The organism is Brucella tritici (assembly GCF_008932295.1).
GTDB classification, from domain to species: Bacteria; Pseudomonadota; Alphaproteobacteria; order Rhizobiales; family Rhizobiaceae; genus Brucella; species Brucella tritici.
In genome coordinates this window covers 71,398-86,798 of record NZ_WBWA01000009.1, presented here as the reverse complement: position 1 = coordinate 86,798, position 15,401 = coordinate 71,398, and the positions used below count along the sequence as shown (strand labels likewise).

Below are 15,401 nucleotides of genomic sequence, written 5' to 3'. Positions count from 1 at the left end.
CCTTTGGGGTTTCAAGCCCCGCGACTGTGAATGAACCAGAAGGATTGCATGATGCCGCTGGTCGAAATTTCCAATCTCAAAGTAGCCTTTGATGGCGTGCCGGTTCTGCATGGTATCGACCTCTCGATTGAGCGGGGCGAAGCCGTCGGATTAGTCGGAGAGTCTGGCTGCGGCAAGTCTGTGACCTGGCTGGCGGCGCTCGGCCTCCTGCCGAAGAAGGCGTCGATCTCCGGTAGTGTTCTCCTAGAAGGAACAGAATTGCTGACCGCATCGCGCAGCACGCTCGAAGGTGTTCGGGGTGGTCGTATTGCGATGATCTTTCAGGACCCGTCGAGTTCGTTGAATCCGGTTATCCGGGTTGGGCGACAGATTGAGGAAGCCGTGCGGCTTCATCGTAACCTGAAAGGATCAGCCGCCCGGGCGGAAGCTTTGCGATTGATGGAACTGGTGGGGATACCGGATGCAGGCCGACGCATCGATAATTATCCGCACGAATTTTCCGGTGGTCAAAACCAGCGCTTGATGATTGCCATGGCGCTGGCAGGTAATCCCGATATCCTGATTGCAGATGAGCCTACGACAGCACTTGATGCTACGATTCAGGCTCAAATTCTTGATCTATTGGCTGCATTGCGTGCGGAAACCGGCATGGCTGTGGTCTTTATCAGTCATGATCTTGGAGCTGTATCGCAAATTTGCGAACGGGTCTCCGTCATGTATGCCGGGCGTATCGTCGAACAGGCCCGGACCGAAGCGCTTTTTACTGCTCCGCGTCATCCTTACACGCACGGTCTGTTTGATTCCATTCCCAGCCTTGAGGGCGGGCGCAGCCGGCTCATACCCATCGAGGGCACAGTTCCTGAGCCCGGCAAGCTTCCGCAAGGTTGCTCATTCTCGCCACGCTGCTTGAGCGCAAGTGACCTCTGCGCTCGAAGCCTGCCAAGACTCGGTGTCCCGCAGGACGATGCCGGTGAGGGGCGTATGGTCGCCTGTTTTCATCCCCATCCGGCCGCGTCGCATTTGCTGCCGTCCATCGGCGGCCATATTTCAACCCCGGCGAGCACAAGGGCAATAGCACAATGACAGCCGCTCTCATCGAAGCTCGCGATCTTGTCAAAACATACACGTCGCGCAAAGGCCCTTTTGCAAAACCGGTCGCAGTGCGCGCCGTCGACGGGCTTTCCATATCGGTCGCTCCGGCAACAACGCTGGGCATCGTTGGCGAGTCCGGTTCGGGTAAATCCACGACCGGGCGGCTGCTTCTCGGTCTCGAAGATCCCAGTGAGGGAGAAGTCACGTTCGAAGGTTCGGCCCTGCCTCGCCAGAAGACTGCAGGCTGGCGCGCTTTACGGGCGCGTATGCAGCTCGTCTATCAGGACCCTCTGGCAGCTCTGGATCGACGCCTGCCGATTGGCCGTCAGATTGCCGAGCCGCTGGAAATCCATGGCATTGGAACACCTGCTGAGCAGAAAGCGCGTGTTGCGGAGCTGATGCGAGCGGTCGGTCTCCGTCCCGATCAGGCTTCTCGCTATCCGCATGAGCTTTCGGGCGGGCAGCGCCAGCGTGTCGTCATTGCACGCGCCATCGCATGCAAGCCGCAACTCATCGTTTGCGATGAGCCTGTATCGGCGCTGGATGTTTCCATCCAGGCGCAGGTTGTGAACCTTTTGCGCGATTTGCAGGAACGTGAAGGCATAGCCATGGTTTTCATCAGCCATGATCTGAAGGTGGTGCGTAATATTTCGGATCGCGTTGCGGTTATGTATCTGGGCCGTATCGTCGAAGAAGCATCCTCAGACGAAATTTTTGCCCGACCGCTCCACCCCTATACGCAGGCGCTGGTGTCCAGTGTGCCGGTGGCCGGTGTTCCCCTCAGCGACCGCATCATCCTGCAGGGAGAGCCACCGAACCCTGCCGCGCGACCTGATGGTTGCGCCTTTCATTCACGTTGTCGTTTTGCGGCTGCGCGCTGCAGTAGCGAGACACCTGAACTCCTCGATATGCCAGCGGGACGCAAAGTGGCCTGCCATTTTGCAGGAACCCTGCAGACGGACAATTCTCATGCTTAGATTTCTGATGGTTCGCGGGGTTCGCGCGTTTGTCACCATCCTTCTCGTGGTAACATTTGCTTTCGTCGTCCTGCGCATGTCCGGTGATCCGGCCCAGATCATCATGGGGCCGGATGCTCCACCTGAAGCCATAGCTGCCTTCCGGAAAAACTGGGGGCTTGATGACCCGCTCTGGCAGCAATATTTGCGTTATTTCGGAGCCATCGCGCGCGGCGATCTGGGAATATCGATGCGCGACGGCCAATCTGCAATCACACTGGTGACCGAGCGCATTCCCGCGACGCTTCAGCTTACGATACCGGCATTGCTGATCAAGCTTGGGCTTGGCATTCCGGCCGGAATTTATGCTGCGCTGCATCGCAACAGCTTCATTGACCGGGCTGTCATGGCTACTGCCGTCATCGGCTTCACTTTACCGAGTTTTGTTCTTGGTCTGCTGCTCGTGCTGGTGTTCTCTGTATCGCTTGGCTGGCTGCCCTCGGGCGGACAGGATAGCTGGATGCACGCCATTCTCCCCATCGTCACGATGGGGCTCGGCGGTGCGGCCATTCTGGCGCGGTTCTCCCGCAGCGCGATGATCGAGATTCTGGGGCAACCCTATATTCGTACGGCGAGCGCCAAAGGTGTGTCCTGGCGCAATGTGGTATGGCGGCACGCACTGCCTAATGCGGCTATTCCGATTGTCACTATCGTCGGGTTTATGGTCGGATCGCTGATTGCAGGAGCAGTGGTTGTTGAATCGCTCTTCTCATGGCCGGGCGTGGGCAGGTTGCTCGTGGTTTCTGTTGCCAATCGCGATCTTGCTATCGTGCAATGCATCTTGCTTCTCGTGGCGGCGACGATGGTAATTTCCAATTTCATTGTCGATCTTCTCTATGGTTATCTCGATCCGCGTCTGCGTCAGGCGCAGGGCAAGGCGTGAGGTTGAACCGATGACGGATATGACCGCCAATACTGCCGCCGTTACCGTGCAGCCGAAAAAGAACCGTAAAGGCATTCCGCTGACGGTCATCATCGGCTTTATCTGGATCGCCGCAATGATCCTGATTGCTCTGACTGCGGACTGGATAAAACCATACAACATCACAGCCTTTGACCTGAAAAACCGCCTCGCACTGCCGGGGAACGCACAGCACTGGCTGGGCACCGATGAACTGGGACGTGACGTGCTTTCACGCCTTATCGAATCCATTCGCATTTCGCTGCTCATCGCATTTGGCGCTACGATCATTTCAGCGGTGTTCGGGACGGCGCTTGGCTTTCTTGCAGCTTATTTTCGAGGTGCGGTAGAGCAGGTTGTGGTCATGTTGGCTGATTTTCAGGCGGCGCTACCATTCCTGATTCTGTCGCTTGCCGTGCTGGCATTCTTTGGCAGCTCACTTCTGCTGCTGACCTGCCTGATGGGTTTCTATGGCTGGGAACGTTATGCCCGTATCGCACGTGGACTGGCCGTTTCGGCCAATGCACAAGGCTATGCAGCAGCGGTTACCCAACTCGGCGCTACGCCATCGCGCGTGTATCTCAAGCATATCCTCCCGAACATTGCTTCGACGCTGATTGTCTCGATGACGCTGACATTCCCGGAGATTATTCTTCTCGAAAGCAGCCTTTCGTTTCTGGGATTGGGCGTGCAGCCGCCCATGACCAGTCTTGGCAATATGGTTGGTTATGGTCGCGAATATCTCACTCGTGCACCGTGGATCATGCTCGCGCCGTCATTTGTGATCATGTTCACGACACTATCGATCAGCTTTGTGGGTGATTGGCTACGCGACAAGCTGGACCCTACTACGAGATGAAGCCGATCGCCTTCCAACACTTGGACCTTGCGATTCTGAAAGCGAGTTGTTTAGTGTGAGGCGACAGAATTTTTATGGGAACTGACGTCTTATGTTGAAGAATATCAATCCATTGCTGACCGGCTCGTTGCTCGAGGTTCTCGCCGATATGGGGCACGGAGACGATCTCGTGATCGTCGATGCCAATTATCCGGCACAGTCTTCTGGTGTCCACGTACTGGATTTTCCAGGAATCACTGCGACGGATATGGCGGAAGCCGTTCTGTCGCTGCTGCCTTTGGACGATTTTGTTGACAAGCCAGCCGCTGTCATGCAGGCGCCCAATGAAACGCCAACGATTTTCAAGGAGTTTGAAGCGGTCATAGAAGCGGCCGAGGGACGGAAGATTTCTGTCGATCCGCTTGAAAGATTTGCCTTTTATCACCGCGCTCGCGATGCTTTCGCGATCATTCGTACGGGTGAGAAACGACTTTATGGCAATATCATTTTCAAGAAGGGCGTCATCCGCTCCTGAGCGATGACATTGATATCAACGCATGAAAAACCCGGGCATTGAGCCCGGGTTTTAAATTTCAGCTTTATTCCTGCGGATTCTCGGCTTGATCCTTCATCGGGCCTTTGTGCTCCCCACCCTTGTGGTTGCCCATGTGATGTGGACCCTTGTGGTGAGAGCCCCTGGCCTGGTGATGCATCTTCGCAGCACGCATCTCGCTGCGATCGATTTTGCCATCCTCGTTCCGATCCAGTGCAGCGAATTCCTTCTTGCGCTGGTTTTCCACTTCTGCAAGCGTAACCTTACCGTCGCCATTGATATCGAGACGACGTTCCATGCGGTCGGCTGCACGGCTCACGATACGCTTGAGTGCCAATGCTTCGATTTCGGCTCGAGAAAGTACGCCGTCGCCATCGGTATCGGCGGCCTTGAGATCATCCATGCGAGAGAATTTCTCAAGATCGACGGGGCCATGTTTGCCCTTCATATCTTTGTTTGGTGCAACGGCCGTCTCTGCTGCCGGTTTATCAGTATTTGCACTGTTGTTTTCTTGTGCTAGTGCGGGGACAGCAAGCAAAGATGTTGCAATTACAGTGATAAATGCGGTCTTCGATTTCATGGCTATTTGACTCCATTACTCTTTTACAGGGGCGCCGATAAAAGGCGTGCGAGTAATGTCTGTCTTTTTAGATGAACCGCATATGAATATGCCAATTAATTATCGGTAATGTATTGGGGGTGTGTATGAGAAAACCGGAGCCGAAGCATTCTCTACAGCAGGCAATCATCTGCTTATACGGAGACACATGTCTGTCCGAACGGGAAGATTTTGTCTGATCCTTGAGGATCAGTTATCAGCGGAAGCGTTTGTTTTCAGAAGAGAAAATGGTGGGTGATGTAGGGATCGAACCTACGACCCGCTGATTAAGAGTCAGCTGCTCTACCAACTGAGCTAATCACCCACTCGCTTTGCCGAGGCAGCGGCCCCGGTGAAGTGAGCGGTTCTATAACGGCCTCTTTTCCACCTGTCCAGCCTTCAACTGCAAAATTTCTGAAAAAAATAACAGCTTGTCCAAAAAGCCCGGAAATGTGGGGCTTTCGAAAATCAATTTCTGCGCGTTACCGGTGTCTTTTTACAGGAATGTGTATTCTGGTTGTATTTCCGGAGCGCTCTTTTGAGAATCAGAAATAAGAGATTCTTGATTTGATTCATTTTTTCATGTCTCCGGCGTTGTAAGCCGAACCTTGCGGCTCCATATTCGCGAAGCTGGACTAATACGTTCGGTGGGGAGGTTTCGTTCAGGGAGTAGAACCACGCCGCAAATGTCGCAGTCATGTCATCAATTATTGATGCTTGTCTGAGAAGCTACGGCATATAAAAGACTTGATCGGTTGGTAGTGGTTCTGAAGTCACGGACACCGGCACCGCCCCTGAAATTTGTCAGAGCAAGGCGCTTCATGCACCGGGTTGCCCTTGCCGAAGAAAACAGAAACGGCTCACATCGTTTCAAAATCCGGTTCGCGACATTTGAGGACGGAATGGAAAGCATAATAGGCGATCTCGGACAGTTTATTTCCGATCATCGGGTATGGGCTGGGCCTATCGTGGGCATCATCGCCTTTGGCGAGTCTCTCGCCATTATAGGAATGTTCATTCCAGCCACTCCGATCATGATCGCCATCGGCGGCCTGGTGGGTGCCGGAATCATTGAACCCATTCCCGTCATCATCGGCGCGATCATTGGTGCTGTTATCGGCGATATTATCTCCTATTTCCTGGGCTGGTGGCTTGGCCGCAACATCATCCACAAATGGCCGCTCAACAAGCACCGCAGCGGTGTCGCGCGTGCTCGCCTTCTATTCCGTCGCTATGGCTTTTCGGCGGTGTTCCTGGGCCGCTTCTTCGGTCCTGTGCGCTGCACCGTGCCGATGGTTGCCGGCATGATGTCGATGGATCAGACGCGCTTCCAGACCGCTAATGTCCTGTCTGCCCTGGTATGGGCCCCGCTGATGTTCCTTCCGGGCTGGCTAGCTGGCCGTGGCGCTGGCGTTTTTGCCAGAATGAACGGCGATCACATGTTCTGGTTCGTAATCGGGATCACGATCGTCACAATCATCGTGACGGTCATTGGCGTTCGTTTTTTCAAAGCCCGTCCACGTCGGGAGCGTAAGCGCCGGGTTCATGTCTCACCGGCCGAATAATAATAGTTCTCTTGTGCAGCAGGCTTCAGTCTGCTTAATAACAAAACCATATGTTCCATATGGCAACCGGTGTTGCTGAGGCTTGTAGCCTCGCAAACACCTCATATAAGGTTCATCGCGCTTTATGCCCGACGACAGTTCTGACGATTCGTCTTCTCGAAGTCCGTGTTCCCCGCAGGGGTGTTCGGGTTTCCCGCGCGTTGAACAATTCCCGATAGTCTTTGTCCGCCTGGGGCTGGACCGCACAAAAGCGGCCCGGCCACAAACTGCTTGCGGCGTAGTTTCCAATTTTCATTTCTGCTGATCTTTAAAGGAGCCGACATATCATGGACTGGTCCATGGACTGGATTGCCGACCCCAATGCCTGGATAGGTTTGGTGACATTGGTGGTACTCGAGATTGTTCTCGGTATCGACAATCTCGTCTTCATCGCCATTCTGGCCGACAAACTGCCTCCGCACCAACGCAATCGTGCGCGGCTGATCGGCCTTAGTCTCGCTCTTCTGATGCGTTTGGTACTGCTGGCGTCGATTTCTTGGATCGTCACTCTGCGAGAGCCCTTGGTGTCGCTGATGGGGCTGTCGTTTTCGGGACGCGATATCATCATGCTGATAGGTGGCCTCTTCCTTCTCGCCAAGGGCACGATGGAACTCCACGAGCGGCTAGAGGGCGATCATGGGCCAAAAAGTTCCAAGGTCGTGCATGCTGTGTTCTGGCAAGTGATTGTTCAGATTGTCGTTCTGGATGCGGTATTCTCGCTCGATAGCGTCATTACGGCTGTTGGCATGGTCCAGCACCTGCCGGTCATGATGATTGCTGTGGTTATCGCCATTGGCGTGATGATGCTTGCTTCCAAGCCGTTGATGGACTTTGTCAACAAACACCCCACCGTCGTCATCCTCTGTCTTGGCTTTTTGATGATGATTGGCTTCAGTCTGGTCGTGGAAGGTTTCGGCTTCCATATTCCAAAGGGTTATCTCTATGCGGCGATCGGCTTCTCGGTATTGATCGAAGCGGCCAATCAGATGTCGCGACACAACCGCGAAAAGCTGGTTACCACCAATGATCTGCGAGAACGCACGGCAGGCGCAGTCCTGCGCCTGCTCGGTGGCGGTCGCGGTGAAAATCCGCTCTCTGATACGATTGATGTGATTGCCCAGCAGACAGCCGCCAGTGACGTCTTCCTGCCGGAAGAAAAGGAGATGATCCGCGGCGTTCTCGATCTGGCTGATCGACCTGTGCGTTCCATCATGTCGCCACGCAACGAGATCGAGTGGCTTGACCTCGATGAAGACGAAGCGGAACTGGATGAGGCCATTCGCAAGCTGTCACATTCACGCGTCATCGTCGCACGTCGTCAGGTGGATGAGTTCATCGGCGTGGCGCTTGTGAGGGATCTTCTGCTCGATATCGGCGACAGGAAGCCTATCGACTGGGACAAAATCGTAAAACAACCGCTTGTCGTGCATGAAAATGCAAATGTGTTGCGCGTTATGGAACAGTTGCGCAACTCACCTGTTCAGATCGCGGTGGTGGTGGACGAGCACGGTTCTTTCGAAGGCGTCGTGACACCCACCGACGTTCTGGAAGCCATTGCCGGTGAGTTTCCTGATGAAGATGAAGAGGCGGCTGTCGCGCAGTCGGACGGCCATGGTGGTTATCTTGTGGATGGCTTTACCGATATTCGTCGGCTGAGTGGTCTTCTTGAACGCGACCTTCTCGATGATGGTGATCGCTATACGACGCTGGCCGGTTATGTTCTCTGGCATCTCGGGCACTTGCCGCTGGGTGGGGAAAGCTTCGTTGCCGATGGTCTGGAGTTCAAGATCGAGTCGATGAACGGTCGTCATATCGGCAAGGTACGCATTACGCCCTCAATCGACTATGAGGTTTAACAGGAATGAATTTGCGGGCTGGTTGATCTGGCTCGCAAATTATTTCACACAGTTAACTCCGATAAAATAAGTAGGTTATTGACAAAAGCCGAGAAGCCTTCAAAATTAACCTATCGTTCATTGTTGCGGCGAAAGCGCGACAATATTTGAGCGGAAGGCAATGAGGAGGCTAGGCATGAAGCGAACCGTTCAACTGCTCGCTACGAAAATGAAGAATACGTTTTTGCGTGTTCCGGCCTTTTTGGAGCAGCCTTGGCGCGAAATGAAGTTGAATGCGGAAGAGATTGCAGCCCGCCGCCGTAGTCGGCTGGAGCGTGGCGAGCATAATTTTCTCTGGTGCTGGCAGCATCGCGGTTTCTGGTGAGACCAGAAGTCCAAGAATGGTTTGAAGGCAGGGGGCAGAAGTCTCCTGCCTTTTGCATTTCATTTTATGGTTTTGATCCTGATGAGAATTATTTTCTCATGTCAGCATTTGGTTTGGGCGCAGGTTCCATGAATGACTTGGAAAGTAGTTTATATATTTAAATCAATGATTTAGATTGATTTTGTCTCTTCTCTCGTTAGATTTGTTTTCCGAAAACAATCCAGTTTAGAGCGCTTTTCGCAAACAGCGCGGTGGGGATGGGTCTAATGAGAAAAATTATTCTATATGCGGCGGTAGCCCTCGGTCTCGGCGCCGCTCCGGTTCATGCGCAGGAGCCGAAGGAAATCCTCAACGTTTCCTATGACATCGCGCGAGAACTCTACGAACAGGTCAACAAGGCCTTCATCGCAGACTGGAAGACCAAGACCGGTGAAGATCTGACCGTCAATCAGTCCCATGCGGGCTCCTCGAAGCAGGCGCGTTCGATCCTGGAAGGGCTTGAGGCGGATGTCGTTACCTTCAATCAGGTAACCGACGTGCAGGTCCTGCATGACAAGGGCAATCTCATTCCGGCCGATTGGCAGAAGCGACTCCCGAACAACTCGTCACCCTACTATTCATTCCCTGCTTTCCTTGTTCGTGAGGGCAATCCGAAGAACATCAAGAATTGGGATGATTTGGCGCGTGACGACGTGAAGGTGATCTTCCCGAATCCGAAAACTTCGGGCAATGCGCGCTATACCTATCTTGCTGCGACGGCGTACGCGAACGAAGCATTCAAGGGAGATCAGGCAAAAGTTCACGAGTTTATCGGGAAGATTTTCAAGAATGTGCCCGTGTTCGATACGGGCGGTCGTGGCGCAACGACGACTTTTGCCGAACGTGGCATTGGCGACGTTCTGGTGACTTTCGAGGCTGAAACACGCGGAACCGAAAAGGTTCTTGGACCGGACAAATATGACGTTGTCGTACCCGAAGTCAGTCTGCTGGCAGAGTTCCCCGTTACGGTCGTCGACAAGGTGGTAGACAAGCGCGGATCGCGCAAGATTGCCGAAGCCTATCTCGATTATCTCTATTCGCCGGAAGGCCAGGAGATTCTGGCTCAAAACTTCAACCGCGTGCATGACAAGGACGTCATCGCAAAGCACAAGGATATCTATCCTGATGTGCGTCTCGTGACGGTTGAAGATGCTTTCGGTGGCTGGGAGAAAGTTCAGAAGGAACATTTCGCCGAAGGCGGAGTGCTCGATCAGCTCTTCACCGGTAAGTAAACAGAGCCAATTGGCGATCCCTGAGGGATCGCCTTGCTTTTTGGAAAAATCCAGTGTCGCTTCTAAGCATGAAACGTAATTCTGTGCTGCCGGGGTTCGGACTGACCCTCGGCTGCACTTTGCTTTATCTGGCTGTCATCGTGGCCTTGCCACTGCTGGCTATGATTCTGAAAACGGCAAGTCTCGGCTGGAGCGACTTCTGGAATATCGTGACCTCAGATCGGGCACTGGCGACCTATAAGATCACCTTGAGTGCAGCCGCAGTGGCAACCGTATTTAACGGCTTATTCGGTCTCTTGCTGGCCTGGGTGCTGACCCGATACGAATTCCCCGGCAAACGCCTGATTGATGCTGCAGTCGATCTTCCTTTCGCGCTGCCTACTGCCATAGCAGGTTTGGCATTGGTAACGCTCTTTGCCCAGAACGGCTGGTTCGGACGGTTCCTTGAACCGATTGGAATAAAGATTGCCTATGCACCGCTTGGCATCATGATCGCGATGTTTTTCACCAGCATTCCATTTGTTATCCGCACGGTGCAGCCGGTACTGGAGGATATGAGCGCTGATGTCGAAGAAGCTGCCCGCAGCCTCGGGGCCAGCTCCTGGCAGACATTCTCACACATTATCTGGCCGACCATCTTTCCAGCTTTCCTTGCAGGCTCGTCGCTTTCCTTTGCCCGCAGCCTCGGTGAGTTTGGTTCGATTGTCTTTATCTCAGGCAATCTTCCCTTCGAAACCGAAGTGACATCGCTGCTCGTTTTCATCCGGCTTGATGAATATGATTATCCAGCCGCCGCAGCACTTGCATTCGTGATGCTCATTACGGCGTTCCTGATGCTTCTTGTGACCAATCTTATTCAGGCAAGGCAGCTTCGTTATGCAGAACGTTAGCGCAAGCCTGCAGGCACGTAATTCCGGGCCGATGCGTAACCTGTTGATCTGGCTGGCGGCTGGTTTGTCGCTGATCTGCATCGGGGCACCACTCGCCGTTATCTTCTCTTATGCTTTTAGCAAGGGCGTAGATGTCTTCTTCGGCGAAATATTGAAACCTGACACATTGCATGCGGTCTGGCTGACCATTCTGACGGCCATTGTCGTGGTGCCTATTAATATGGCGTTCGGTGTTTGCGTCGCATGGCTCGTAACCAAGTTCCGTTTCCCCGGACGGCGGCTGCTGATTACATTCGTAGAAATACCGTTCTCAGTCTCGCCTATCGTGGCCGGTGTGACTTATCTCTTCCTCTACGGATCGCAAGGTTTGCTCGGGCCATTGCTGGAAGCCTATGACATCAAGATCATGTTCACGGTTCCGGCGATCTTCCTTGTCAGCCTCTTTGTCACTTCGCCTTTCGTGGCGCGTGAACTGATCCCGCTGATGGAAGTGCAGGGGAGTGAAGAAGAAGAAGCAGCTCTGACGCTTGGAGCCAATGCCTGGCAAACCTTCTTCTACGTGACCTTGCCCAATATCAAATGGGCACTGCTCTATGGAGCTGTACTTTGCAATGCGCGTGTGATGGGAGAGTTTGGAGCAACGTCGGTCGTTTCGGGTGCCATCCGAGGTAAGACCAATACGCTGCCGCTTCAGGTGGAACTACTGTTCAATGACTATAACGTCGCTGGTGCATTCGCTGCGGCTTCGACGCTCGCGTTGATTGCTCTTCTGACGCTTGTCCTGAAGGTTCTGCTTGAACGTAGGCAAGGTGCCTAAGATCGAAGAAGCCGTCCATTCGAGGAATGGACGGCTTGCGGTCACGCTGCTTGGGAAAGCGTGTTGTTCATCGGTTCTCTGTGAAGAGAAGATGCGAGGATAATTCCTTCCGGCCAGCGGCTGAATCCACTTGCTACATTGATGTGTCCGGCATGGCCGAGATCGACAAATCCCGATCCCCACACATGGGACAGAGCTTCTGCCTTGGCAAAGCTCATATATTCATCGTTGCGGCTTGCGACGATGATGGATGGAAAACCCAGCTCCTGGCGCGGGAGCGGAGCAAAGCTCAGGAATCGATCGTCCTTACGAGCCATTGTTTCGGCGTCGGCCGGTGCAACCAGTAGGGCGCCCGCCACATGAGCCGCCGACGGGCGGTTGGCCAGATGTGCGACCAGTGCGCAGCCGAGACTATGGGCGACCAGAACGGCCCCCGGATTTTCGGCGAGTTTTGCTTCGAGCGCGTGCATCCAGTCGGATAGCACCGGATAGTGCCAGTCGTCCTGCTCGACGAGTAATGCTGACGGATCGTCATGCAACCATTGGCGCTGCCAGTGGCCTGCTTCCGATCCCTTGTAGCCGGGGATGATCAATGTCGCAGGCATGTGTTTTTCCTTTTGGATAAGGCCTTGGGAGGGCGTTCAGTTTCGCAATTTGTTCCATTTGCGAAACTGGTTCCAAGATAGGCGGTCAAAGCCGCCATTTTAAGGAAAACAAATTCAAATTAGGACGGTTTTCGTGAAAACTATGCTCCGTCTGTAATCTAATTTTATTTCTGCTGCTTGTCGTTCCATCGCAAGAGGAACTGGGATTTCTCGAAGACCAGCACAACCACAAGCGACATTGCGAACGGGATAAGCAGGTAGAGCAGACGGAAGACGATCAGCGCTGCCAGAACGTCAGCCTGATTCATATCCGGCAAGCCGGTGAGGAACACGAGTTCCAGAACACCGAGGCCGCCTGGAGCATGCGAGATCAGGGCCGCGGAGAACGAGACCAGGAAAATGCCCAGAATGATGAGGAAACCGGGATTGCCGGCCTCTGGCAAGGCAAAATAGATGATGCCAGCGGCGCCTATCAGCTCCAGCGGTGCGACGATGAGCTGCTGCACCACAACCGACATTCGCGGATATTCCAGACGGAAACTGCCGATCTGAAGTGGACGCAGGCGCAGCCAGCTACCGAAGACATAAAGCAGCACGAATGCTAGCATCAAAAGTGCGATGATAATGGAGACGGTCGGCGTCAGTTCCTCGTTGAAACGCATCAGAATATGCGGTTCCAGCAAGAGAACGACGCTGGAGGTCATTATGACTCCGAGAATGAATGTGAAGGAGCAGAAGGCGATGAGGACGGCGATTTCACTGCCGGGCATGCCTTGAGAGGAATAGGCCCTGTAGCGCACGACAGCGCCTGAAACGACCGAAGCGCCGATATTGTGCGACAAGGCATATGTGGTGAAGGAGCAAAGCGCGATGAAGAGCCAGGAAATCTTGCGCTTGAGGTGCAAGAGCGCAATGCGATCATAACCGGCGAGCGAACTGTAGGCCAGAAGCGCCGATGCTGTAGCCAGGACCCAATGATGGGTGCGGATGGCATAAAGACTGTCCAGAACATCATCGAGCGAAATGCTGCGAAGCTCGCGATAGAGAAGCCAAGCCGAAATACCGACTGCGCAAATGCCTACGACCGGCCAGATGTAATCCTTTGCTCTCATTAACCGGTCACCATGCCTTCATGCTTCATATCATCCCCTTTATTGCCCATGATATCGGTCGATCCTTCTCCCGATACTATCCCTAATATGTCAGTCTGAGATTCGTTTTCTTCGGAAACAATTCCGGCATTTTTCTTTCTGATCTCAGTTCCGATTGCCTTTGCCATGGCTGTTGCGATCTCTTCTTCGCCCAGAATGACAAAATCTGCGCCAAGATCCTTTAGATATTGTGCTTCCGCCTTCGAGCAGGCGCGTACGACGATGCTGATTTCCGGATTTGCGGCTCGGGCTAATGCTGTGACCCGTCCAGCCTCGAAGGCATTGGGGATTGCAATAACCAGATTTCGCGCCATTGCCGGATTGGCCGCCTTCAGTATCTCTGAATCCGAGGCGTTGCCGGCAATGGCTTCGACGCCTTTGTCCTTGAGCGAGGCGCTGACCTTCGACGAAACCTCGATGACGAGAAAAGGCGTCGTCTCTGCCTGTAATCCTGCTGCAATCCTTTCGCCGATCTGGCCATAGCCAACAACAATCGTGTGTCCGGTCAGCAAAGTTTGGGGTAACGGCTCAGGTTCGGAAATACTCAGTTCGACACCGGGGGCTTCACCGGCTGGTGTTCCGTGTTTGCTTCGCTTTTCGATCCAAGGCCGCATTCGTTCCGCTACGATGAACATAACCGGATTGAGGAAGATCGACAGGATTGCACCAGCGAGAATAAGGTCGCGTCCAGCCGGTGGGAGAAGATTGAGGCTGACGCCCAACCCCGCCAGAATGAAGGAGAATTCACCGATCTGCGCAAGACTTGCCGAAATGGTGAGCGCCGTGCTGACAGGGCGACGGAAAGCGCGCACGATGAAGAATGCCGCGACTGATTTGCCGATGAGGATAATGGCAAGTGTTCCGAGCAGGGGCAGCGGATCGCGGAGAAGGCTCATCGGGTCGAACAACATTCCGACCGAGATAAAGAACAGCACCGCGAAGGCATCGCGCAAGGGCAGGGACTCTTCCGCTGCCCGATGGCTGAGTTCGGATTCGCTCATCACCATGCCAGCGAAGAAGGCGCCCAACGCAAAGGAAACGCCAAACAGATGGGCAGCGCCGAAAGCCACGCCCAGTGCAATGGCAAGCACACCGAGACGAAATAGTTCGCGGGAGCCGGTCTGAGCCACGACATTCAGAAGCCACGGTATGACCTTGCGCCCGACCATAAGCATCAGGGCGACGAACAGAACAACCTTGGCGATGGTGAGAAGGATGATGCCGCCAATACCGAGGCCGAGCCACGAAGCGATGGGATCGCTTGCTGCCGAGCCTTCGGCACGACCGGTTACGCTGGCGACTGCTGGAAGCAGAACCAGCGCCATGACCATTGCGAGGTCTTCGACGATCAGCCAGCCGACTGCAATACGTCCGCGCTCCGTATCGATCAGGCGGCGCTCCTGCATGGCGCGCAGCAGGACGACCGTACTTGCGGTCGAAAGAGCCAAGCCGAAAACGAGACCCGCCTGCACATCCCAGCCAAGGGCGAGGCCAAGGCCGGTGCCAAGTGCTGCGGCGGCTGCGATTTGTGCGAGTGCGCCGGGAACCGCGATGGCTTTGACGGAAAGAAGATCCTTAAGGGAAAAATGCAGACCAACGCCGAACATCAGCAGGATGACGCCAATCTCGGCAAGCTGAAGAATGAGGTCCTGATCTGCAACGAAACCGGGTGTGTGGGGACCGGCAATAACACCGGCCAGAAGATAGCCGACGAGAGGGGAGATTTTCAGACGGGTGGCTATCGCACCGAAGATGAAGGCCAGGCATAACCCGATGACGATTGTCGCAATCAAAGGCGTGTCATGGGGCATCAGGTGCCTTCCCCCTCTGGCTTCTCAATTCTGT

Annotated in this window: 15 protein-coding genes and 1 tRNA gene; 11 read left to right on the top strand and 5 right to left on the bottom strand. The window is 54.2% G+C overall.

Annotated elements, in window-relative coordinates; translation table 11 throughout:
* The first annotated feature begins 48 nt into the window (after positions 1–48).
* The 5 genes from F9K91_RS11750 to F9K91_RS11730 all read left to right on the top strand — a co-directional run bounded on the left by F9K91_RS11750 (position 49) and on the right by F9K91_RS11730 (position 4,382).
* Complete coding sequence (locus F9K91_RS11750) at positions 49–1,083, top strand: ABC transporter ATP-binding protein (RefSeq protein ID WP_151677853.1); 1,035 nt, start codon at positions 49–51, stop codon at positions 1,081–1,083.
* Positions 1,080–2,069, top strand: a complete 990-nt coding sequence (locus tag F9K91_RS11745; protein ID WP_151677852.1) for an ABC transporter ATP-binding protein — start codon at positions 1,080–1,082, stop codon at positions 2,067–2,069. Before F9K91_RS11750 ends, F9K91_RS11745 begins: the two co-directional genes overlap by 4 nt.
* Positions 2,062–2,991 (top strand): ABC transporter permease, encoded by a 930-nt coding sequence (locus F9K91_RS11740; RefSeq protein ID WP_151555688.1) that lies wholly within the window; start codon positions 2,062–2,064, stop codon positions 2,989–2,991. Before F9K91_RS11745 ends, F9K91_RS11740 begins: the two co-directional genes overlap by 8 nt.
* Positions 2,992–3,001: 10 nt before the next feature.
* Entirely contained in the window at positions 3,002–3,868 is an 867-nt protein-coding gene (locus F9K91_RS11735; RefSeq protein WP_151555689.1) for an ABC transporter permease, read from the top strand.
* A gap of 91 nt (positions 3,869–3,959) precedes the next feature.
* On the top strand, positions 3,960–4,382 hold the full coding sequence (locus F9K91_RS11730; protein WP_151555690.1) for an RbsD/FucU family protein: 423 nt from the start codon (positions 3,960–3,962) through the stop codon (positions 4,380–4,382).
* A 64-nt stretch (positions 4,383–4,446) separates the two neighbouring features.
* On the opposite strand, the gene F9K91_RS11725 is transcribed toward F9K91_RS11730, so the two are convergent.
* Positions 4,447–4,980 carry an EF-hand domain-containing protein gene (locus F9K91_RS11725; protein WP_151677851.1) on the bottom strand — a complete coding sequence of 178 codons (534 nt, stop codon included), beginning with the start codon at positions 4,978–4,980 and terminating at the stop codon, positions 4,447–4,449.
* A 267-nt stretch (positions 4,981–5,247) separates the two neighbouring features.
* Positions 5,248–5,323: transfer RNA gene (locus tag F9K91_RS11720), tRNA-Lys, on the bottom strand.
* 577 nt (positions 5,324–5,900) lie between these two features.
* On the opposite strand from F9K91_RS11720, the gene F9K91_RS11710 reads away from it, so the two are divergent.
* The 6 genes from F9K91_RS11710 to cysW all read left to right on the top strand — a co-directional run bounded on the left by F9K91_RS11710 (position 5,901) and on the right by cysW (position 11,800).
* Positions 5,901–6,563, top strand: a complete 663-nt coding sequence (locus F9K91_RS11710) for a DedA family protein (RefSeq protein WP_151555715.1) — start codon at positions 5,901–5,903, stop codon at positions 6,561–6,563.
* 326 nt (positions 6,564–6,889) lie between these two features.
* The gene (locus F9K91_RS11705; RefSeq protein WP_151677850.1) at positions 6,890–8,458 is read left to right on the top strand and encodes a TerC family protein; all 1,569 of its coding nucleotides are present in this window, start codon (positions 6,890–6,892) and stop codon (positions 8,456–8,458) included.
* Between the two features lie 175 nt (positions 8,459–8,633).
* The gene (locus tag F9K91_RS11700) at positions 8,634–8,822 is read left to right on the top strand and encodes a hypothetical protein (RefSeq protein ID WP_104755894.1); all 189 of its coding nucleotides are present in this window, start codon (positions 8,634–8,636) and stop codon (positions 8,820–8,822) included.
* A 266-nt stretch (positions 8,823–9,088) separates the two neighbouring features.
* Positions 9,089–10,093, top strand: a complete 1,005-nt coding sequence (locus tag F9K91_RS11695) for a sulfate ABC transporter substrate-binding protein (protein WP_151555716.1) — start codon at positions 9,089–9,091, stop codon at positions 10,091–10,093.
* Between the two features lie 68 nt (positions 10,094–10,161).
* Positions 10,162–10,983: a sulfate ABC transporter permease subunit CysT gene (gene cysT, locus F9K91_RS11690; RefSeq protein ID WP_151555717.1), complete on the top strand. Its 822-nt coding sequence runs from the start codon at positions 10,162–10,164 to the stop codon at positions 10,981–10,983.
* The gene (gene cysW / locus F9K91_RS11685) at positions 10,970–11,800 is read left to right on the top strand and encodes a sulfate ABC transporter permease subunit CysW (RefSeq protein ID WP_151651744.1); all 831 of its coding nucleotides are present in this window, start codon (positions 10,970–10,972) and stop codon (positions 11,798–11,800) included. Before cysT ends, cysW begins: the two co-directional genes overlap by 14 nt.
* Before the next feature lie 41 nt (positions 11,801–11,841).
* Here cysW and F9K91_RS11680 read toward each other — a convergent pair whose 3' ends face one another.
* The 3 genes from F9K91_RS11680 to ybaL form a co-directional block, all read right to left on the bottom strand.
* Positions 11,842–12,405 (bottom strand): alpha/beta hydrolase, encoded by a 564-nt coding sequence (locus F9K91_RS11680; RefSeq protein WP_151651743.1) that lies wholly within the window; start codon positions 12,403–12,405, stop codon positions 11,842–11,844.
* 164 nt (positions 12,406–12,569) lie between these two features.
* Complete coding sequence (locus F9K91_RS11675) at positions 12,570–13,517, bottom strand: lysylphosphatidylglycerol synthase domain-containing protein (RefSeq protein WP_061346082.1); 948 nt, start codon at positions 13,515–13,517, stop codon at positions 12,570–12,572.
* Entirely contained in the window at positions 13,517–15,367 is a 1,851-nt protein-coding gene (gene ybaL / locus F9K91_RS11670; protein WP_151677849.1) for a YbaL family putative K(+) efflux transporter, read from the bottom strand. The genes F9K91_RS11675 and ybaL overlap by 1 nt, the downstream gene beginning before the upstream one ends.
* Between the last annotated feature and the right edge of the window lie 34 nt (positions 15,368–15,401).